Genomic DNA, 21,617 nt, shown 5'->3' on the forward strand with positions numbered 1-21,617 from the left:
TAAAAGAATTTATAATTACATTAACTGGTATAATTAATAATCACACAACTAGAATAATTTTATGGAATGGATATCGGATCCTAATATTTGGATTTCATTTTTAACCTTGACGGTCTTGGAGATTGTCCTGGGTATTGACAACATTGTATTTATCTCAATACAAAGTGCAAAGTTGCCAGTAGAGCAACAGAAGAAAGCTAGGCAATTGGGATTGCTATTGGCATTGGTTATGCGGGTAGGATTGTTGTTTTCGATCAAATGGATTATGGGCTTAACGGCGCCATTTATTAATTTGGCGGATACCATTGGTGTTGACCACCCTGAATGGAGCCGCTATCTACAATTGTCAGGAAGAGACTTGATCTTGTTTATTGGAGGTTTGTTCCTGATCTATAAATCTACAACCGAAATTCATCATAAAGTAGAAGGACATACTGAATCAGCAAAAGCAAGGAATAAACCTGCTACATTCGCGAATGTCATTGTACAGATTATTATACTGGATTTGGTGTTCTCATTGGATTCCGTTATTACTGCTGTAGGGATGGTGGACAGCATCGGGGTAATGGTTGCTGCCGTAATTGTAGCAGTAGGAATAATGTTGATTTCAGCAGAAGGTATCTCAAAATTTGTTAATGATTATCCATCCGTTAAGATGTTGGCATTAGCTTTCTTATTATTGATCGGGGTATCTCTTACCGCAGAAGCTTTCGACCAACATATCCCTAAAGGATATATTTATTTCGCAATGGCATTCTCCGTATTGGTTGAGTTCTTGAATATCAGGTCTGAGAAAAAGCTCAATTGCAATTGGAAGAGGAGAAAAAGGCATAGACTAGATGTGGGATATGAGATTTGGGATTTGAGGTCAGATGTGAGATATGAGATGTGGGATTTGAGATAGAAAACGTGAAATAAAGTCTATTTACCTTCGGTGGTTGAGCGGAATTTTAACGCAAGTGATCCAAAGCACAAAACCCGCGCACAACACTTGCGCTAGCACAGCTGAAGATGGTTGGTGGAGACACCAACCATGGCGTTTTGAGCCGAAGCACCCGTCATTCATCCGCACAGAGCGTGTGCAAAACACTTGGCTAGCTCAGCTAAAGATGGTTGGTGGAGACACCAACCATGGCGTTCTGCCCGCGCTCAACACTTCGATACCTAAGGATGAATCATCGTTCCGAAAAAATATGAGATTAATCATTCCGCTTAATATTCTTTCTACTATCTCACATCTCACATCGCAAATCTCATATCTAGCTCCAAGCTGAGGGAACCGAAGCTGGAGCTCCACTAAAACTCGCCTTGAACTTTGTAATAGTTGTCGCCCATAACTTTGACGTGTTGATTTTTTTCAACGAGGTAGAAGTTGTTTTTTTCGTAGACCAAGAACTCTGAAGTTTTATAAAGGGTGTTTCTAACTTCTTTTTCTACGGAGATCATTTTGGGTTGTCCTTGTTGATCGAGTTGAATTCTGACACATGAAAGGTCGAGTTCAGGATTGGTGAAGGTATATTGGATTACGGAGTCAGCAGAATCTACTTTGACAAAACCTGCATAGGCTGGTTTGTTGAGATCAATAGCCTTAAAGCTGGATAATTCTACTGCCCAATCTTTAATTTTCAGTTTTTTGGATTCTTCGTTTTCATCTTTTTTCACTGTTTTGTTCACGTCAGGATTCAGTGCTGCCAATGAGTCGATTTCTTTTTGAAAGAAGGAGGGAAGGTCGAATAGTTTTTCCTGATTTTCAATTTTCGCTTGTTGCTCCTTATTTCCGCAACTATAAAAAGCAGCAGTAATACAAATTACTGCTGCGATATTTTTGATTCTCTTAATATTAATATGCAAGGACATTTCCAGTCATTTCTGAAGGTATTGGCAAGTTCAGCAATTGCAGTACCGTTGGAGCCACATCACCTAATTTACCATCTTTAATATTTTTGTATTGGTTGTCAATCAAGATACAAGGCACTAAATTAGTAGTGTGTGCGGTATTGACTGATCCATCTTCATTGATCATAAATTCAGAGTTACCATGATCGGCAAGGATAATAAACGAATAGCCATTGTTGATTCCAGTTTCAACCACACGTTTTGTGCAATTATCTACTGTTTCCACAGCTTTGACTACTGCTTCAAAAACTCCAGTATGGCCTACCATGTCTGGGTTGGCAAAATTTAAACAAATAAAATCCGGTTTATTTTCTTCCATATCCTTACAGATGGAGTCTGCTATGGTATTGGCACTCATTTCAGGTTGCAGATCATAAGTTGCAACTTTTGGAGAAGGGATCAATAATCTTCTTTCACCCTCAAATTGATCTTCGCGTCCTCCTGAGAAAAAGAATGTTACGTGAGGATACTTTTCAGTTTCAGCAATACGGACTTGAGTCTTATGCTGCAAGGATAAAGTTTCTCCCAATGTTTGGGTAAGATTGTCTTTATGAAAAATAACTTTGACATTTTTGAATGTTTCATCATAAGAAGTCATGGTTACATAATAAAGATTTAATGGTTGCATGTGATATTCAGGGAAAGCCTGTTGAGTTAGGGCAATTGTAATTTCCCTACCACGATCTGTTCTGAAATTATAACAGATTACCACATCACCATCTTTGATTGTTGCTTTAGGAAGCCCCTGTGAGTCAACCATAACTATTGGCTTTAAAAACTCATCAGTAATTCCTAAGCTATAAGATTGTTCGATGGATTCCGCAAGGTTTGTAGAAGGGATACCTATTCCTTTTGTCAATAGGTCATATGCCTCTTTTACGCGTTCCCAACGGTTATCGCGGTCCATTGCATAATATCTTCCGATTGCGGATGCTATGGTCCCTACAGAATTTTCTAGAAAAGTCGTCAAGTCGTTAACATATCCAAAACCACCGTTAGGGTCTGTATCACGACCATCCAGGAAAGCATGGATAAAGACTTGTTCGTCAGTTAGGCTTGCATCTTTTGCGGCGTCGCAGAGAGCTTTAAGATGTTCGATATGTGCATGGACACCACCATCAGACAAAAGACCGATGAAGTGCACTTTTTTATTGTTTTGTTTGGCATAGGCGAATGCATCCTGAATGGTAGGGTCAGTTTTGAATACACCTTCTTGTGCGGCTTTATTGATACGACCTAATTCTTGATATACGATTCTACCTGCACCGAGGTTCATGTGCCCGACTTCGGAGTTCCCCATTTGCCCTGCCGGTAAGCCAACAGCTTCACCTGAAGCTTCAAGTTTGGAGTTAGGGTAGGTTGCAAGAAGATAGTCTAAAAAGGGGGTGTTAGCAGCTATTACAGCGTTTGAATTATCATTTTTTCCGTAGCCTAATCCATCCAAGATTAATAATGCTACTTTTTTATGTTCAGAACTCATTACACAAATATACTTATTCTCCATTAGAAACACTAAAAAGAGAATTTGGTTGTATCGAAAAGCAACAAATTCGTTAATGACCAAAATAAACAAGGATTGGCATAATTTTCGCTGATTGTAGAGCGGAAAATGAATTTAATGTTAATTGGCGGAAATTATTTATAATTCTGCTGTTAACACCCAAGCAATTATGTTAAAAGTTATTCGTGATTTTGGTTTGATATTGAGACGGTTTGCATTTGCAATGCTGTTTTTGCCATTGGTTGCTTTCGCGAGCTTCCAAACGGATGTTGCTTTGGAATTGCTTGGAGCATTAAAAGCGAACAGCGCGAAAAATGTAGCAAATATGTTCGGTCAAAATGTTTCATTGTCCATAAAAAATGACTCCGGCTATTATTCGAAATTTCAGGCTGAAGTTATTTTAAGCGACTTCTTTAGAACTTCAAAAACTACAGAAGTCAAACAGGTACAACGCACTAACCGAAGTAACAATAGTTTTTATATTGTTTACCAGATTAAGACCAATCAAGGTTCATATCGTGTATTTGTGAAGTTTAACCAAACAGGTGGCGAAGCACAAATAAATGAACTGCGAATTGAATAAAGTTTTTAATTTTTCTTATTTAAGTTTTCAAATAAATATATTTTTATTCATCTTCGCTTAATTTTAATTTGCTAAATGGAGAGAGAATTCAAAGATAAACTGGTACATTTTGTTCAAGAAGCCCTTGTAGAAGATGTAGGAGCAGGGGATTATACCTCATTATCTACGATAAAAGAAGAACAATTAGGAGAGGCTCAATTATTAGTTAAAGAAGAAGGTATCTTGGCGGGTGTTGAAGTTGCCAAAGAAATTTTTTCTCAGATTGATCCCGAATTAGAATTTGACCAATTAATTACGGACGGCAGCTCCGTTAAATATGGTGATAATGCTTTTAAGATTAAAGGCAAGATTCATACGATCTTAAAGGGTGAGCGATTGGTTCTGAATATCATGCAAAGGATGTCAGGAATCGCAACTCAAACAGCAAAATATGTTCAAGCAATTTCTGGCACTAAAGCAAAAGTCTTAGATACCAGGAAAACGACTCCATTATTGCGTTATTTGGAAAAAAAGGCTGTAGAAATTGGAGGTGGAGCGAACCATCGCTTTGGTTTGTATGACATGATTTTGATCAAAGATAACCATGTGGATTATGCAGGAGGGATTTCCGCTGCTGTAAATGCCGCATTTGCCTATAAAAAAGAAAAACAATTGGATATAGCGATAGAAGTGGAGGTTAGAAACTTTGAAGAGTTAAACGAAGTTTTGAGTCTAGATGCTGTTGATCGCGTAATGTTTGACAACTTTAGTCCTGAACAAGTTAAAGAAGCTGTTGATTTGGTGGCTGGAAGATTAGTGACCGAAGCATCAGGTGGAATAACCTTGGCAACCATTGCTGACTATGCGAAACAAGGAGTTGATTATATTTCTGTAGGTGCACTAACTCATTCGGTTAAAAGTCTGGACTTGAGCTTGAAAGCAAAACTTATTTAGTAAATTGCTGTAGATGATATCAATATATCTAGTAGGAATAGTCATATTAGCATATCTTTTCGGTTCAATCCCTACTGCGGTTTGGTTTGGGCAGGCATTTTATGGTGTAGATGTTCGTGAATATGGAAGTGGAAATGCCGGTGCCACCAATACTTTTAGAGTATTAGGGAAAAAAGCAGGATCCATTGTAATGTTCGTCGATATCCTTAAGGGATGGACAGCGACTAATCTACCATATTTATTGGATAGTTCAATTGTTGGGAACCATGATGGACCCCAATTTGTAAATGTTCAGCTTGCATTGGGTGTTATTGCTGTATTAGGCCATTTATTCCCGATTTTTGCAGGATTTAGAGGTGGAAAAGGCGTGGCTACTTTGTTTGGGATGGTTCTCGCTATCCATTGGCCAGCTGCCCTTATCTGTGTATCAGTCTTCTTACTTGTCCTTTTGATAACCCATTATGTTTCTCTAAGTTCTATTATGGCAGGTTTTGCTTTTCCATTTTCGGTGGCTTTTATTTTCAAGACAACCGTACCATCTATTCTATTATATGGAATTGCGATATGTGCCTTAATTCTTGTTACTCACCAAAAAAATATAGAACGACTGCTCAAAGGGAAAGAATCCAAAATATATTTATTCAAGAAAAAATCTAAGGATTAAACTTTTGGGTACAAGTTTTGTTTAATACTTCGAGATGTTAAAAATGTATTAGATAAACTAAATCAAATAAAACTTATGAAACGAATTACAAAATATGCTGCCATGATGCTTTTAGGAGCTACTTTGGTAGGTTGCGCTACTTCCGCAATCACTGGACGTAGGTACTTAAAATTAGTTGATTCCAAGACCATAAACGATCAAGCCGCTTTGGCTTATAAGGACTTTTTGAGTAAAAACAGCTCTAAAGTTGAAACAGGATCTGCAGCAGCAACGCAGGTAAAAAGAGTAGGTAATAGAATTGCTCAAGCAACAAATGAATACTTAAGGCAGATTGGGGCTGCTGATAAATTCAATTTCAACTGGGAATTCAATCTTATCGAAAGTGACCAAGTAAATGCTTGGTGTATGCCAGGTGGTAAAGTAGCAGTGTATACTGGTATTTTGCCAGTAGCAAAAAATGATGCCGGATTAGCAACAGTTATGGGACACGAAATTGCACACGCAATCGAAGAACATTCAGTTTCTCAAGTATCGAATGCTATGGCTGCTCAATTGGGTGCGCAATTATTAAATGCTGCTGGAACAATCAGTAACAGTAGATATACAGGTATTATCAACCAAGTGTATGGAATTGGTTACCAAGTAGGATCATTGAAATTCTCACGTAACGATGAGTTGGCTGCAGATAGAGCAGGACTAATCTTGATGGCAATGGCAGGTTATAACCCTGAAGAAGCTGTCGGTTTCTGGGAAAGAATGTCGCAAGGTAAAAAAGGTAGCACTCCTGAATTCTTAAGCACTCACCCAAGCGATGCAAGACGTATCAGCCAATTGCAGGCAATGATACCGGAAGCAATGAAGTATTATAAGAAGTAAGAACGAAGCTTTAGACATAAGACACAAGACATAAGACATTAGACTTTTTGTCTTGGTATAAATGAAATTGCCGGCTAGGATAACCTAGCCGGCAATTTCATTTGTTAGCATTATTGCGGAAACAGGTCGTGAAGGGGGTCGAAGTGGGTAAGGAAGGTGGTAACGAAGACAATCACGAAGGTGGTCAAGAAGCCTGTCAAGAAGGCAATCACGAAGCCAGTTCCGAAGCAGTGGTCGGTGTGCCTAAGCCGTGGTCGGTGTGACGAAGCCGTGGTCGGTGTCCCCACCGACCACTTTTTTGACAATTAGCTGGCGGCAATGATGGTTGGTGGAGACACCAACCATGGCGGCAAAGCTTAGACATAAGACACAAGACATAAGACATTAGACTTTTTGTCTTGGTATAAATGAAATTGCCGGCTAGCATAACCTAGCCGGCTTTTTTATTTGTTAGCATCATAGCCGAAACAGGTCGTGAGGAGGTCGAAGTGGGTAAGGAAGGCAAATCACGAAGCCGGTCACGACGCCGTGGTCGGTGTGACTAAGCCGTGGTCGGTGTCCCCACCGACCACTTTTTTGACAATTAGCTGGCGACAATGATGGTTGGTGGAGACACCAACCATGGCAGCTGTGGGGACAACAACAATGGAGGGAGTGGAGACACCAACCATGGCGGCTGTGGGGACATCAACCAGTCCGGCAATAGTGTTTGTTTGTTTGTTTGTTTGTTTGGTTAGTCCACCATCCATGCTAGCAGGCTATGAAAAGCACCATACCAATTCTTATGTCTAATGTCTATTGTCTAATGTCTATAACCTATTTTAAATAATTTTCAATCTTTTCTGTTACATTTTTTAAGTTTAAGCTACTAATTATATAACTAACAAAAAACGAAATTTCTATGGAACTTAAGATTCAGAATTTAACGAAGACATATAACAACGGAGTCAAGGCTTTGGATGATGTAAACTTGGAGATTGGTCCGGGTATGTTTGGTTTACTGGGGCCTAATGGTGCTGGAAAATCATCATTGATGCGTACCATTGCAACTTTGCAAAGCCCTGACAGCGGTAGCATTCAATTTGGTGACATAGATGTGCTAAATGATAACAATGCCTTGAGAAGGGTATTGGGATATTTGCCGCAAGAATTTGGTGTTTATCCTAATCTGAGTGCTGAGGAATTGTTGAATTACTTTGCTGATTTGAAAGGAATCAGTAATAGAAAAGATAGAAACAAGATTGTTGAAAGTGTCCTTCAGATCACTAACCTTTATGATTTCAGAAATAAAAGTGTAAGCGGTTATTCAGGCGGTATGAAGCAACGGTTTGGTATTGCGCAGATGTTACTGAATGATCCAAAACTAATTATTGTCGATGAACCTACTGCTGGTTTGGACCCTGCAGAAAGACATCGATTTTTGAATGTTCTAAGAGAGATTGGTGCTCAACATACCGTTATTTTTTCTACGCACATTGTTGATGACGTGCGCGAACTGTGCCATGAGCTGGCTATTATGAATGGCGGAAAGGTACTTTTCCGTGGAAGCACTCAACAAGGGACCGATTCTCTCAACGGGAAAATATGGAAAAAGAAAATTGACAGGGCAGACTTTGATGCTGAAAATCTAAAATATAATATTATCTCCTCCAATTATAACCAGGACAACAGCTTGAATATTCGGGTATACCATGATACCTTACCTGATGAATCATTTAGTCCGGCAACTCCAATTTTGGAGGATGTTTATTTTGTTACCCTTAAAAGTGATAAAGTAAATGTTTAGTACGATTTTTCTATTCGAAATAAAACGTTGGTTGAAGCAACCCGTGTTTTATGTGTATTGTGCCATTTATTTTGCACTGGCCTTTTTTACCGTCATTTCAAATCTTGGCGCTTTCGATGCTATTACAAGCACTACTTCAGATCCAGTTTATGTGAACTCTCCTATAAAAATTGCAGGGTTTCTGAATAGTTTTGCAACATTAATCTATTTTCTGCTTCCAACCATAATAGGTGCATCAGTATACAGAGATTACCTATATAATATGCATACCTTATTGTTCTCTTACCCTTTGAGTAAGTTTAACTACCTAACTGCAAAGTTTTTGAGCTCGTTGGTGGTCGTTACTTTTATAGCTTTTCTATGTGTCGTAGCATATTATCTTGCGCAATTCTATCCGGGGATAAACAAAGAATTGTTGGGTCCAAATAATCCTAGAGCTTACTTGGAAGGTTTCTTTATTACGGTAGTTCCCAATTTTATTTTATTTGGAAGCATCATATTTGCTTTAGTAACCTTCAGCAGGAATATTTATGTGGGATTTGTTTTTGTATTGGTGTTGTTCTTATTGCAATCCTTATTGGATGTAGTCACACAAAATGTAGACAATAGATATCTAGTTGCTTTATTGGATCCATTTGGATTCCAGCCTTTAATGTACTATTCTCGATACTGGAGTGTAGAAGAGCAAAACAATAATTTTGTTCCTATACAAGGGGTATTATTTTACAATAGATTGATCTGGCTTGCCGTAGCCTCTATATTTTTTGGAATAGTATATTACAAATTCAGTTTTTCTCAATTGGGTATATCCTTTAAAAAGTCTAAAGGAGGTGCTCGAATGATAAAGGATAATTTCGGCAGTATCCTAAAAATTGATTTGCCTAAAGTAAATTTCGACTATAGTTTTTTGTCAAACATAAAACTGAGCTGGCGACTTTCCAATATTGATTTCAAATTTCTGGTAAAAAATTGGACCTTCTATATATTGTTGCTGATTGCAGTTTTATTTGTCCTGATTGTGATTTCTGTATCCGGAGAAATGTTCGGTACAAACACCTATCCGGTGACATGGCAAGTATTGATTGCTATGGGGAGTATTTATGGGTTTTTCTTGAGTATCATGATTTTCCTATTCTCCGGAATGTTGGTCCATAAATCTAGACAGACCAATATGTTTTTGTTGATAGAATCCACGGCAGTTCCAAATTGGGTGTTGTTGTTATCCAAAGTTATTGCATTGGTAAAATTAGTGTACTTAGTTATGCTAGTTTGCATGATCAATGGAATTGTCTATCAGGTTTATAAAGGGTACTTTAATTTTGAAATCGGACATTATTCCTATGAGTTATTTGTCCTTTATCCAATCAAGTTTTTATATCTAATTCTGTTCGCATTCTTTATTCAGAATCTATTTAAGAATTATTTTGTAGGATTCATTGTGTGTTTGATTTTTTATTTTGCATTACCATTTTTACCAAGAATTGGGGTCGAGCAAATGATTTTTATTCCAAACGCCGATCCGTCCTACAATTATTCAGACATGAATGGTTATGGCGATATCAGACATTTTATCTATTACCGTATTTATTGGATTTTATTTGGGTTGGTCTTATTTGGATTGACATTGCTCTTGTGGAGAAGGGGGATTATCTCTAATCTAGGTGAAAAATTTAAATCCTTTTTCACTAGACTAAAGCCTGCTATCTATATACCTACTTTGTTAGCATTAGCTGGATTCATAGGGCTTGGTTATTCCATATATGTTGAGAAGAATGTAAATCAGCCTAACTATTCCAATAAAGAGTCTGAAATGCATCAAGTTGATTATGAGAAGAAGTACAAGAAGTATGACGGGAGACCTATTCCTAGGTTAATAGATTCAAAAGTTGCTATCGACATTGATCCAAAAAATAGAAACTTTGTTGCTAATGCTAACTTTACCTACGTAAATAAGACTGGGGTGCCTATTGATACCATCTTTATGAATATGTCACCAAATATCTTAATCGATGCTAAATTTCATCAAGGAGCGAAAAAGATACTTAAAGATTCCGTTCTTGCCATCGAGATATATCAGTTGAGTAAAGCATTGAACCCTGGTGATACTCTCAAGATTGATTATCAAATTAAGAATAAGCCTAATAACTTTCTATTTGACCGTTCTGAAGTTTTGGCAAATGGAACTTTTATGAACAATTTAATGTTCCCTGTCTTGAGTTATAATGAAACAGGGGAGTTGGCTGACAATAGGGTTAGGAAAAATATGGTCTTCCTGATAAGAGAAGAATGCCGGATCCTCGGGATAGTTCAAAATTGGGCAATAATTATATATCTCAAGATGCAGATTGGATTGACTTTGAAGCTACCATTAGTACCAGTCCTGATCAGATTGCAATCGCTCCGGGATATTTGCAGAAAGAATGGGAAAAAGACGGAAAGCGATATTTCCATTACAAAATGGATGCACCGATTTTGAATTTTTATTCTTTTATGTCCGCTAAATATGAGGTCAAGAAAGAAAAATATAAGGGTAAGGATTTGGAAATCTATTATCATAAAGGACACGAATATAATTTGGATCGAATCATGGCATCGATGAAGAAATCGTTGGATTATTTTGAATCCAATTATGGTCCTTATCAATTCCGTCAGATGCGAATCATCGAATTCCCTAAGACTATGGGTACCTTCGCTCAAGCATTTGCCAATACTGTTCCTTTTTCTGAGGGCATAGGATTTATTGCGAAAGTTGATGAAAATGACCCTAACGCCGTTGATTATCCCTATTCTGTAGTATCACATGAGTTTGCTCATCAATGGTGGGCCCATCAAGCTATTGGTGCATTTGCTCAAGGGTCAACAATGATGTCGGAATCATTGTCAGAATATAGCTCATTGAAAGTTCTTGAACATACCTATGGAAAAGGACAGATGAAAAGATTCTTAAAAGATGCATTGGATAATTACTTGTTAGGAAGATCAAATGAGATCATTCGAGAAAACCCATTGATGTTCAATGAAAATCAAGGTTATATTCATTACAATAAAGGTTCTTTAGTAATGTATGCTTTGAGTGACTACCTTGGTGAGCAAAAGTTCAATGATTTCTTGAAAGCTTATTTGTCGAAGGTGAAATTTCAAAATCCACCATATACCACCTCGATTGAATTTGTTGATATGCTGAAGCCTGTAGTACCAGATTCTCTGCAATATTTGGTAACTGACCTTATAGAAACGGTAACTATTTATGACAATAAGGTCAAAGATGTAAAAGTCAATCCTCTTTCCAATGGCAAGTATGAAGTGGAGATGGATTATCAAGTTTCAAAATATAGAACAGATCCATTCGGAAAAAGGATGTATGAAGATGTGAAAGGTACTGCATTATCTGTGAAGGATGGCAAGAAAAATATACAGTCATTGCCATTAAAAGATTATGTGGAAGTTGCGGTTTATGGTAAACCAGTTAAGCAAGGAGAATTTGAGGTAGATAATCCATTATATTTAAAAAAGATCAAAATTGATAAGATCAATAATAAATTTAAGATGGTGCTGGACAAAATGCCTTATGAAGTTGGAGTAGATCCCGACAATAAACTTTTGGATACTGACTCCAATGATAATAGAAAGAAAATTTAATAAAGATAAGACTGAAAATACAGAATGATTATTGAGCAATTTAATTCAAAGGATTACAGTGAAATTATGAAAGTTTGGGAATCTTCTGTTCTGGAAACACATCATTTTTTAAGGGATGAAGATTTTGAATACTTTAAGGAGGTAATTCCAAGAGATTACTTGCCGAACTTGAATATTTACGTTCTTATTGAAAATGGATTGAAAGCATTTCTGGCCTATAATAATAATCAATTAGAGATGTTTTTTGTAGATGCTGAGTCTAGGGAAAAGGATTTGGACGCATATTAATTAAATATGCTATTGACCATCTAAACATAAAATATGTAGATGTGAATGAACAAAATGAACAGGCGATAGGGTTTTATAAAAAATTCGGGTTTTCGCAATTTGGAATGTCATTGCGAGATAGTTCAGGCAGAGAATATCCTATATTACACTTATCTTTGCAGAAGGATAAAAATATAGATTAAATGAATATTCAGGACCTTATTATCAAGGACAAAGACCAAGTTTTACTTCAAGACGTGTTTTTAAGTGATGAAAACCGAGAACAAATCGATCAGTTAATTAAAGAACACAAATATCTTGAGGATTTAAAGAGTTATGGTCTACCGGTAAGTAATAAGGTCCTGTTATATGGCCATTCCGGTTGTGGCAAAACAACAACGGCAAAGGCAATTGCAAATAGTCTGGGAAAACCATTGATCATTTTAAATCTCAGCAATGTAATTAACTCTAGGATAGGTGAGACTTCGCAAAATGTGAAGCAGGTCTTTGACCGAGCAGCACGAGACAAAGGAGTTTTATTCTTGGATGAGTTTGACCAATTGGGAAAAGCACGTGGCGATGACGACAATGATGTTGGTGAGATGAGAAGACTGGTGAATTCGATCATTCAGCAAATAGATTACTTGCCGGATGAAGTTCTGCTCATCTGTGCGACAAATCACATTGATATTATAGATTCTGCCTTGATTAGAAGGTTTCAATTTCGAATTCAGTATGAGATGCCTTCAGATGAAGCCTTGAACCAATACTATGATTCTTTACTGGCTAGATTTCCTGAAGAACTTCATCCTAAATCCAGGCGATATGGAATATCTTATGCAGAGGCAAAGGATAGCTTATTCGCTGTTGTCAAATCCAATCTGATCAAAAAGTTGGATATGAAAGGCAGATTTTTGTAAGATCTTTATGTTAATTGAGCTTCTTTTTTGTCCTTTCTGAAAATGATAAATAAAAAGGCTACCAATCCCATCAACACTGGATAATATAGATATTGCATAATATCGATCGGCGAAAGGAGACTCTTACCTTCTTCAGAAAGCACCACGTTCGCTGCTGCCAATGCAGCTAAAATTTGTGCACCATAAGGTACTAATCCCTGGATGAAACAAGAAATCGTGTCCAAAATACTGGCAACCCGACCACCATTTAGCCCATTCTCATCTGAAATATCTTTTGCAATAGGACCTACAATGACAATGGTAATGGTATTATTTGCAATCGCTAAATTCACTAAACTTACCAAAAATGCAATGCTCAATTCAGCTCTTTTCTTCGAATTGATTTTTTTGGTTACCACATGAAGTAAATAATCTATTCCACCGTTCATTCTAATAATTCCGACAACGCCACCGATAATCAAACAGAGAATACTCAACTCAAACATTCCAGCAAAACCATCATTGATCGATTTTAGGATAGAAAGAAAATCAATGGATCCTGTGGATATTCCGATAATTGCAGCACTCAGAATTCCTACACCTAAAGTCCAAATTACGCTCAAACCTGATAAAGCCAATATAAAGACTATGATATAAGGTAATATTTTAATCAATTCGTAATCGCCAATTTGCATATCATGTGCATTATTCAGCATGTTAAATCCTTGGAGTCCATAGATTATCATTACAATAATGGCAACAGGAAGTACTAATTTAAAGTTGACTCTGAATTTTTCTTTCATTGCAACATTCTGAGTTCTGGTAGCTGCAATTGTAGTGTCAGAGATGAAAGATAAATTATCACCAAACATTGATCCACCAATGACGGATGCCAATGCAATAGGCATAATCCCGGCTATGTTCTCTTCGAGTCCCACAGCAATAGGAGCGAGGGCGACGATAGTTCCTACTGACGTACCCAATGAAGTAGAAATAAAACAAGAAACCAAGAATAGTCCTGCTATGACAAATTGTGGAGGAATGTAGGTGAGGGCAAAATTGATCGTGGAGGATATTGCACCGATATTTTTTGACAACTCCCCAAACGCACCTGCCAATAAGAAAATCAAGATCATGATCAGGATGTTCTCATCCCCAGAGCCTTTTGCAAAACTTGCTAATTTCTCGTTGAAATTCTTTTTAGGAAACTGGAAGAAAGCAACAAATAGAGCTATTACAAATACAACTAAAACAGGGAGTGCATAAAAATCTCCTAAAAATATATGATCCTGCGAAGTAAATAACTACAAAGAGGATTAATGGTAATAAGGCCCAAAAACTGCCTTTATTCATAAGATTAGATTAAATTAAAAATTTTTCAAAAGTAGCATATTATTCACAAAATCAACAGAATCAGGGAGATTTGAGTTTTTGAATGAGATTATTAATCGTGCTAAAGCCTTTTAAAAACTCATTTTCAATGTCTTAATGTTTTGGTAATTAGAAATATTATGTAACTTTAGTAACTATCACCAAGATAAACATAAAACAATCGAAATGAAAAGAACCCCATTGACAACTTTAATTCTGTTGTTACTAGTGGCATTCCGTTTTAGTATTTGCTACTACCTGCTTCGGGATTCATTAAAAAAAGCGAGGTTTGATTTTTAAAATCAAACCTCGCTTTTTTTATTCTGGTTTGTTTTCCCAGTAATCTGCGTTTTTAATTCCTATTGCTTTTGGATCAAATCTAGAACTTCCATACCTTGTTTTCTTTTGGTTTTGTAATCTTTCCATACTTTCATGGCTGTTTTACTAAGCAAAAGGATAGCAATTATATTGGTCCATGCCATCAGACCCACACCAATATCACCAATTGCCCATGCGGTATCAGCTGTTCTAACTGTTCCAAAATATACTGTCGAAAGGAATACAATCTTAAAAATCCAACCGACTATTTTTCTTGTTTTTTCATTTTTAACGAGGTATGCAATATTGGTATCTGCATAATAGAAGTAAGCCATAATGGTTGTAAACGCGAAGAAGAATAGTGCGATAGCAACAAATCCATTTCCAAAACCAGGGAAGTGATGTGATACTGCAGCTTGGGTAAATCCATTATAATCAACTCCAGGTAAGTTTTCAACTAATAATGTAGTCGGTTGCCCTGCTTCATTGACTTCTGTTACATTGTACATCCCTGTAAATAATATCATTAGAGCTGTTGCAGTACATACAAATAAGGTATCTACATATACTGAGAAGGCTTGTACAAGACCTTGCTGTGCTGGATGTGATACTTCAGCAGCAGCCGCGGCATGTGGTGCTGTACCTTGTCCCGCTTCATTGGAATAAATCCCACGTTTCACTCCCCAAGCTATGGCCATACCGATAATACCTCCAAAAGTAGCATCTAAACTAAATGCACTGCTAAAGATTAAACTAAATACCTCAGGAATTTGATGGTAATTCATGGCTATTATTACCAAAGTCATAATTATATAACCTCCAGCCATAAATGGAACAACGAATTCTGCAACTGTACCAAGTCGTTTTACTCCGCCAAAAATTATTAAGATTAGTAAAACAACAATTCCAATCCCTGTATAATTAGTCGGTATAGCGTATGCATTGAAAGCTGAAGAAGCAATTGCGTTACTTTGTACTCCTGGTAATAGTAATCCAGCACTGATGATTGTTAAAATCGCAAAGATGGCAGCATACCATTTTACTCCTAGTCCCTTTTCTATGTAGAATGCTGGTCCACCTCTAAATTCATTACCTTCTTTCTGCTTGTACAATTGTCCTAATGTTGCTTCAACAAATGCCGATGCAGATCCTAAAAAAGCAATAATCCACATCCAGAAAATTGCCCCTGGTCCACCGTAAAATATAGCAGTTGCCACACCGATGATATTTCCAGTGCCAACACGACCAGAAATTGCCAAAGCAAATGCCTGAAAAGAGGAAATACCTTCGTCTGACTTTTTCTTTGCAAAAAGCAAACGCAACATGTCTTTTAAATATGCTATTTGAAGAAATCCTGTACGAAAAGAAAAGTAGAGTCCTGTGCATAAGCACAAATAAATGAAGACTTCGCTCCACACTAGATTGGAGATCGAGGAAATGATATTATCCATTAATTTGGTTTAAATAGTTATTAGCCATTAAATATTTTGTAAAGAAAAGATTTTTTTTAGAAAAATTCACAAAATAAATTGATGATTACTTTGAAGCAATAGAAGAGATGTAAATGGAATTGGATGCTTTATTAAATTTAAAAATTTTAAAAATCCTTGGAATTACCGATTGCAAGCACCTAATTTGTTATATAATTCACACAATATGAAAAGGGCCAATCTATTATTCACTTCATTGCTATTTATTTTTGTGACTTCCTGCAGCTCTGTCAAGAATATTGAAATTCGAGATTTATTGCACCATAGCAATTGCAACCAACAGAATGTGTATGAATACACTCAAGATAGTCTTCCTATACCATTGCATGAGCGTGATATCTCACCAATAGTTGCTCAAAAGTTGAGTTTTTAATAATCTTAATTTGGCCAATGCCATCGGGATATTAGGTTCTGTTACACGATTTGTAGAACTGAGGCAAAACCCAAAACCAATGGATGATTTAGCTTATCGGTTGGAATTGCTGGAACTCAAGCAGGCGATTGACCAAAAGATCAACAGTTCTTCTTTAGAGATTTCAGCCATATCATCGGAAATGGATTGTGAAGAGGAGAGGACCAGTCAGGTAGCGAATTACCTTGTGGGAAAAATAAGAGAAAAGGAATCGAAATTGACCATTGGAGCTATTGTTGTCGGTGCATTGGGTGCGATTTTAACGGAAGGTGTTATTAAAGAAGAACGCGCAAGCCATATTGTTGGTATTTCCACCGGTGTTGCAGAAGCTACTTTTGGTGTGATGATGTTATTGAATGATGAAACCACTGAGTTTTTTCATAAACGAAATGCATTGAAGGATGTTTGGTTTGGTGCGCCGACCTCCAAAAATTTTCCTGCCGCAGTTTGGTATTATCTAAATTATTCGAACCCTGAAAATGGAATCAAAACTTCATTGAGGGAACAGATTATCGAAAAATGGAGAAGCTTTGGCCAGGTTAAAAAATCGTCTGAAGAGGAAATCTCGGATATCTACTTTGGTGAAGGAGGAAAATATACCAGTGACCAATTAGAGAATCGAGCTGATATGTATGATCAGTTAGAATCCAATATCAATTTGATGAAACAGGATCTAAAGGCTTTGTCTTCTGAGATCGAGAAATTATAAGCTAGCTTGCAAAAAAAAGCCATTACAGAAGTCCGTAATGGCTAATTTATTATATTATAGTTGTTGGTCTTCGGGTTTGAGGTTTATTTCGTAGAAAATTGGGTCGTATTTCATCATTGCACCCGTAGCAGCATCGATAATAAATCCTGGCAAGAACAATAAGTTGACGACGGTTACAGGATTGAATGTTGTGGCAGGTGTGAATGTATGGCTTTTAAAACCTTCTTTTGTTAAGGTGATTATTTGTCCAGAAAATCCTTTTTTTAATTCGATGTTAGCTGGAGTAGTCCCTTGTTCAACACCATTGACTTCGATTAATGCTCCACTGGGATTTGATTTGATGAGGACACTTTGTTTAGATCCTGTAAAAACAGTTGCGCACGACGTAGTTAATAATAAAATAGAAGCTAGTGCAATTGAGATTTTTGTTTTCATGTAAAAATAATTGATTTCGTTAATTTAATTGTACGACAGTTAAAATTAGGGAAGGTTTAAACGATTGATATACTATTTTTGAAGATATTTAACCCAGTGTTACATATTAGTAATTCAACAACATGAATTAGAGATTGTTGGACTTTTAGGAGTGGGTTTTAAAAAATAAATAACTTTCAATATTGGCTTATTTGTAACCTTCAAAAACTGAATAAATAACTGTATCTTTGCGACATGATTAACGTTTCGAATTTATCTCTTCGCTATGGCAAACGTGTCCTTTTCGAAGATGTCAACTTAAAGTTCACTCCTGGAAACTGTTATGGTATTATTGGAGCGAACGGTGCCGGAAAATCAACATTTTTAAAAATCATTTCTGGAGAAGTAGATCCAACGTCAGGTTCAGTAGCCTTTACGCCAGGAGAGCGTATGTCTGTTTTGAACCAGAACCACTATGCATTCGATGAGTTCCCTGTTATCGAAACGGTAATGATGGGAAACCAAGAACTATATAAGGTCATGAAGGAGAAAGATGAAATCTATATGAAAGAAGATTTCTCTGATGCCGATGGTGAAAGAGCTGGTGAGTTGGAAAGTCTGTTTGCAGAAATGGACGGATGGAATGCTGAAAGTAATGCTGCGACCTTATTGAGTAACTTAGGTATTAAAGAAGAACTACACCACAAATTAGTTAAAGAACTGGATGGTAATGAAAAAGTTCGTGTTTTATTAGCACAAGCTTTATTTGGAAATCCTGATATCTTAATTCTGGATGAGCCTACCAACGACTTGGATATCAATACCATCGCTTGGTTGGAAGATTTCTTAGCTAGTTATGAGGCAATTGTTTTAGTAGTTTCTCACGACCGTCACTTCTTGGATGCGGTATGTACTCATATCGTCGATATTGACTTTGGTAAAATGACTATCTACACAGGTAACTATAGTTTCTGGTATGAGTCATCACAATTGGCATTGAAACAACGTGCCGACCAAAACAAGAAAATGGAAGACAAGGTTAAGGAATTGCAGGAGTTTATCCGTCGATTCTCAGCCAATGCTTCGAAATCTAAACAAGCAACTTCTCGTAAGAAAGCATTAGACAAGATCAATATCGAAGACATTAAGCCTTCGAACAGAAAATATCCAGCTATCATGTTCAATATGATGGACAGAGAGCCTGGAGACCAAATATTGACCGTAGAGAACCTCGGCAAAACCATTAACGGTGAAGTTTACTTCAAGAATATCAGTTTTATGGTTAATAAAGGCGATAAAATTGCGATCCTTGCTGAAAATAACTTGGTAACTTCTGCATTCTACGATATTCTTACGGGTAGAGATAAAGATTATGTAGGTGAATTCAAATGGGGTATTACAATTACACCAGCAGATATGCCTATTGACAATGCTGAATTTTTTGAAGGTAAAAATGAGAACTTGGTTGATTGGTTGAGGGATTATACCACAAAACCTGATGCTGATGAGCAATTTATCCGTGGATTCTTGGGTAAAATGTTGTTCTCAGGGGAAGAGGTTCTTAAAAAATGCTCAGTTTTATCCGGAGGTGAGAAAATGCGCTGTATGTTTTCAAGGATGATGTTGCAAGGAGCAAACTTCTTGATTTTTGATGAACCAACCAACCACTTGGATTTGGAATCCATTACTGCATTGAACAACGGTATGAGTGACTTTAGAGGATCTGTATTATTTACCTCACGAGATCATGAGTTGACACAAACAGTGGCAAATCGCGTAATTGAATTGACTCCAAATGGAATCATTGATAAATTGATGAGTTACGATGAATACATTAACTCGGATGCTGTAAAAGCTCAAAGAGAAGAAATGTATAAATAACAACAATACAATCTTATTAAAAAAGGGAAATGAAGTCATTTCCCTTTTTTTATTATTATTCTTTTAGAATATTTCAGACGGCTATATTAACCCATATCGATAGCGGTTTTAAAACGTATCAAAAATATTATAGGTATAAATACTGATTTCAGGATTGTTTTCCTATATTTAAGACTGCTAAATAGAATAAGCAGAGTAGATAAAGAGAATTTAAACCGTATTAAATCACATCACAAAAGTTTATGAGTGTTTTTGAAATAAAAGAAAACCCTGAAGTTTTTGATGCCATTGTTGTGGGATCTGGCGCTGGCGGGGGTATGGCAGGTTACATATTGGCTAACGCTGGTCTTAAAGTTTTAATGCTTGAGGCGGGTCCATTTTTTGATCCGGCGAAGGATGCCATGCAACTACGCTGGCCTTGGGAATCGCCACGAAGAGGAGCCGGGGTAACCCGTCCATTCGGGGATTTTGATGCTGCCTACGGCGGATGGCAATTAGATGGAGAGCCATATAGCAAGGTAGATGGAACTGAATTTGAATGGTTCCGTGCTCGGATGCTAGGTGGAAGGACCAATCACTGGGGCCGTATATCCCTAAGGATGGGACCAGATGATTTTAAGCCAACTGATGGAGTAACCGACGCTTGGCCGATTACTTACGAAGAAGTAAAGCCATTTTACGACCGTGTAGACCGTATGATCGGTATATATGGTACTGTAGAAGGAATTCACAATGAGCCTGATGGTATCTTTATGAAACCACCAAAGCCTCGTTTGAATGAGCTATATATTACCAAAGGAGCAAGGAAAGCTGGTGTTCCTGTAATTCCAGGTCGGGGTGCAGTATTGACAGAATCATCCCCTGAAATCAAAGGAAGAGGAACTTGTTTTTACTGTGGTCAATGTGGAAGATCTTGTAAAGTTTACGGTGATTTTTCGTCTTCATCTTGTTTAGTTATGCCAGCTATGAAGACTGGTAATCTGAAAGTTATAGACAATGCGATGGTTCGTGAAGTCTTGACCAATGATGAAGGCTTGGCAATCGGAGTTTCTTATGTAAATACGAAAGATTTGCAGGAATACTCAGTGAAAGGAAAAAAGGTAATCCTTGGTGCAAGTGCTTGTGAAAGTGCGAGATTATTGTTGAACTCAAAATCAAAAGCACATCCAGGAGGTATCGGTAATAGCAGTGGCTTGGTAGGAAAATATTTACATGATTCTACAGGTGCTAGTTTAGGTGGATTCTTACCGCAATTGTTGGATAGAAAGAGATACAATGAAGATGGGGCAGGAAGTGTCCATATTTTATTCACCATGGTGGGGAGACCACAGCAAATTAAATTTCCCTAGAGGTTACCATATTGAATATGGTGGTGGTCTTCATATGCCATCCTATGGTTTCTTGAATTTTGTTCCGAATGTAAATGGAATGGTACCGGGAAGAAACGGTGAGAAGAAAGAAGCAGGTGGATATGGTGCTGGATTGAAGGATGATTATCGCCGTTTTTATGGTGCCAATGTTGGTATGGCGGGACGCGGTACTGCCTTAGCTCGTAAAGAAAATTACTGTGAAATTGATCCAACTCGTGTTGATAAATATGGTATTCCAGTTCTTCGATTCAACTATAAATGGGCGGATGAGGAAATTCAACAGGCTAAGCATATGCAGGAGACCTTCCAATCCATCATGCATGAAATGGGAGCTATCATAACTTCAAAAATTCCGGGTCCAGAAACACTATACGGGTTGGAAGCTCCAGGAAAGATAATACATGAAGGCGGAACCACTCGCATGGGCGATGACCCAAAGACCTCTGTATTGAACAAATGGGGGCAAGCGCATGATTGTAAAAATGTGTATGTGGTAGATGCTGGTCCTTTTGTGCAACAAGGAGATAAGAACCTGACTTGGACTATTTTGGCCTTGTCGATGCGTACTGCTGAATATATTTTAGAACAGAACAAGAAATTAGCATAAA

At 37.2% G+C, this 21,617-nt stretch carries 22 protein-coding genes; 16 read left to right on the forward strand and 6 right to left on the reverse strand.

Going from position 1 to position 21,617, the window contains the following annotated elements; all coding sequences use genetic code 11:
• Positions 1 to 61: 61 nt before the first annotated feature.
• Complete coding sequence (locus tag FGL31_RS10115; RefSeq protein WP_138091179.1) at positions 62 to 904, forward strand: TerC family protein; 843 nt, start codon at positions 62 to 64, stop codon at positions 902 to 904.
• A gap of 392 nt (positions 905 to 1,296) precedes the next feature.
• Here the strand turns inward: FGL31_RS10115 and FGL31_RS10120 are convergent, their stop codons facing one another.
• Both FGL31_RS10120 and gpmI read right to left on the reverse strand, forming a co-directional pair.
• The gene (locus FGL31_RS10120; protein WP_138091181.1) at positions 1,297 to 1,857 is read right to left on the reverse strand and encodes a hypothetical protein; all 561 of its coding nucleotides are present in this window, start codon (positions 1,855 to 1,857) and stop codon (positions 1,297 to 1,299) included.
• Positions 1,841 to 3,376, reverse strand: a complete 1,536-nt coding sequence (gpmI, locus tag FGL31_RS10125) for a 2,3-bisphosphoglycerate-independent phosphoglycerate mutase (RefSeq protein ID WP_138091183.1) — start codon at positions 3,374 to 3,376, stop codon at positions 1,841 to 1,843. The genes FGL31_RS10120 and gpmI overlap by 17 nt, the downstream gene beginning before the upstream one ends.
• Positions 3,377 to 3,566: 190 nt before the next feature.
• On the opposite strand from gpmI, the gene FGL31_RS10130 reads away from it, so the two are divergent.
• The 4 genes from FGL31_RS10130 (at position 3,567) to FGL31_RS10145 (ending at position 6,453) form a co-directional block, all read left to right on the forward strand.
• Entirely contained in the window at positions 3,567 to 3,980 is a 414-nt protein-coding gene (locus FGL31_RS10130; protein ID WP_138091185.1) for a DUF4783 domain-containing protein, read from the forward strand.
• Positions 3,981 to 4,055: 75 nt separating this feature from the next.
• A complete protein-coding gene (gene nadC / locus FGL31_RS10135; protein WP_138091187.1) occupies positions 4,056 to 4,913 on the forward strand; it encodes a carboxylating nicotinate-nucleotide diphosphorylase in 858 nt (285 codons plus the stop codon).
• Positions 4,914 to 4,926: 13 nt separating this feature from the next.
• Complete coding sequence (gene plsY / locus FGL31_RS10140) at positions 4,927 to 5,577, forward strand: glycerol-3-phosphate 1-O-acyltransferase PlsY (RefSeq protein ID WP_099372324.1); 651 nt, start codon at positions 4,927 to 4,929, stop codon at positions 5,575 to 5,577.
• A 75-nt stretch (positions 5,578 to 5,652) separates the two neighbouring features.
• On the forward strand, positions 5,653 to 6,453 hold the full coding sequence (locus tag FGL31_RS10145; protein WP_138091189.1) for a M48 family metallopeptidase: 801 nt from the start codon (positions 5,653 to 5,655) through the stop codon (positions 6,451 to 6,453).
• Positions 6,454 to 6,971: 518 nt separating this feature from the next.
• Here FGL31_RS10145 and FGL31_RS10150 read toward each other — a convergent pair.
• Positions 6,972 to 7,202, reverse strand: coding sequence for a hypothetical protein (locus FGL31_RS10150; protein ID WP_138091191.1), 231 nt, complete (start codon positions 7,200 to 7,202; stop codon positions 6,972 to 6,974).
• A 152-nt stretch (positions 7,203 to 7,354) separates the two neighbouring features.
• Between FGL31_RS10150 and FGL31_RS10155 the strand changes: the two genes are divergently transcribed.
• Genes FGL31_RS10155 through FGL31_RS10170 form a run of 6 tightly spaced genes read left to right on the forward strand, consistent with a single transcriptional unit; the run spans position 7,355 to position 13,065 of the window.
• A complete protein-coding gene (locus FGL31_RS10155) occupies positions 7,355 to 8,239 on the forward strand; it encodes an ABC transporter ATP-binding protein (RefSeq protein WP_138091193.1) in 885 nt (294 codons plus the stop codon).
• Positions 8,232 to 10,715 (forward strand): ABC transporter permease, encoded by a 2,484-nt coding sequence (locus FGL31_RS10160; RefSeq protein WP_197734189.1) that lies wholly within the window; start codon positions 8,232 to 8,234, stop codon positions 10,713 to 10,715. The genes FGL31_RS10155 and FGL31_RS10160 overlap by 8 nt, the downstream gene beginning before the upstream one ends.
• Positions 10,697 to 11,878, forward strand: a complete 1,182-nt coding sequence (locus tag FGL31_RS23450; RefSeq protein ID WP_197734190.1) for a M1 family aminopeptidase — start codon at positions 10,697 to 10,699, stop codon at positions 11,876 to 11,878. Before FGL31_RS10160 ends, FGL31_RS23450 begins: the two co-directional genes overlap by 19 nt.
• 24 nt (positions 11,879 to 11,902) lie before the next feature.
• Complete coding sequence (locus tag FGL31_RS25315; RefSeq protein WP_232046575.1) at positions 11,903 to 12,166, forward strand: GNAT family protein; 264 nt, start codon at positions 11,903 to 11,905, stop codon at positions 12,164 to 12,166.
• 26 nt (positions 12,167 to 12,192) lie between these two features.
• The gene (locus tag FGL31_RS25320; protein WP_232047150.1) at positions 12,193 to 12,348 is read left to right on the forward strand and encodes a GNAT family protein; all 156 of its coding nucleotides are present in this window, start codon (positions 12,193 to 12,195) and stop codon (positions 12,346 to 12,348) included.
• Positions 12,349 to 13,065: an AAA family ATPase gene (locus FGL31_RS10170; RefSeq protein WP_138091195.1), complete on the forward strand. Its 717-nt coding sequence runs from the start codon at positions 12,349 to 12,351 to the stop codon at positions 13,063 to 13,065.
• Between the two features lie 5 nt (positions 13,066 to 13,070).
• Here FGL31_RS10170 and FGL31_RS10175 read toward each other — a convergent pair whose 3' ends face one another.
• Together FGL31_RS10175 and FGL31_RS10180 are read right to left on the reverse strand one after the other, a co-directional pair.
• The gene (locus tag FGL31_RS10175; protein ID WP_317131139.1) at positions 13,071 to 14,327 is read right to left on the reverse strand and encodes a Na+/H+ antiporter NhaC family protein; all 1,257 of its coding nucleotides are present in this window, start codon (positions 14,325 to 14,327) and stop codon (positions 13,071 to 13,073) included.
• Positions 14,328 to 14,774: 447 nt separating this feature from the next.
• On the reverse strand, positions 14,775 to 16,184 hold the full coding sequence (locus tag FGL31_RS10180) for an alanine/glycine:cation symporter family protein (RefSeq protein WP_197734192.1): 1,410 nt from the start codon (positions 16,182 to 16,184) through the stop codon (positions 14,775 to 14,777).
• Positions 16,185 to 16,389: 205 nt separating this feature from the next.
• Here FGL31_RS10180 and FGL31_RS10185 point away from each other — a divergent pair, with 205 nt between their 5' ends.
• Positions 16,390 to 16,596 carry a hypothetical protein gene (locus tag FGL31_RS10185; protein ID WP_138091197.1) on the forward strand — a complete coding sequence of 69 codons (207 nt, stop codon included), beginning with the start codon at positions 16,390 to 16,392 and terminating at the stop codon, positions 16,594 to 16,596.
• A 10-nt stretch (positions 16,597 to 16,606) separates the two neighbouring features.
• A complete protein-coding gene (locus FGL31_RS10190) occupies positions 16,607 to 17,344 on the forward strand; it encodes a hypothetical protein (RefSeq protein WP_138091199.1) in 738 nt (245 codons plus the stop codon).
• Positions 17,345 to 17,398: 54 nt separating this feature from the next.
• Here the strand turns inward: FGL31_RS10190 and FGL31_RS10195 are convergent, their stop codons facing one another.
• Entirely contained in the window at positions 17,399 to 17,779 is a 381-nt protein-coding gene (locus tag FGL31_RS10195) for a PEGA domain-containing protein (protein WP_138091201.1), read from the reverse strand.
• Positions 17,780 to 18,013: 234 nt separating this feature from the next.
• Here FGL31_RS10195 and FGL31_RS10200 point away from each other — a divergent pair, with 234 nt between their 5' ends.
• From FGL31_RS10200 to FGL31_RS25330, 3 genes are all read left to right on the forward strand, one after another.
• On the forward strand, positions 18,014 to 19,639 hold the full coding sequence (locus tag FGL31_RS10200) for an ABC-F family ATP-binding cassette domain-containing protein (RefSeq protein ID WP_138091203.1): 1,626 nt from the start codon (positions 18,014 to 18,016) through the stop codon (positions 19,637 to 19,639).
• Positions 19,640 to 19,881: 242 nt separating this feature from the next.
• Positions 19,882 to 20,988, forward strand: a complete 1,107-nt coding sequence (locus tag FGL31_RS25325) for a GMC family oxidoreductase N-terminal domain-containing protein (protein WP_232046577.1) — start codon at positions 19,882 to 19,884, stop codon at positions 20,986 to 20,988.
• The gene (locus tag FGL31_RS25330; protein WP_232046579.1) at positions 20,921 to 21,616 is read left to right on the forward strand and encodes a GMC oxidoreductase; all 696 of its coding nucleotides are present in this window, start codon (positions 20,921 to 20,923) and stop codon (positions 21,614 to 21,616) included. Before FGL31_RS25325 ends, FGL31_RS25330 begins: the two co-directional genes overlap by 68 nt.
• Position 21,617: the final 1 nt, after the last annotated feature.

The sequence above is a fragment of the Sphingobacterium daejeonense genome, from assembly GCF_901472535.1.
Lineage (GTDB): Bacteria > Bacteroidota > Bacteroidia > Sphingobacteriales > Sphingobacteriaceae > Sphingobacterium > Sphingobacterium daejeonense.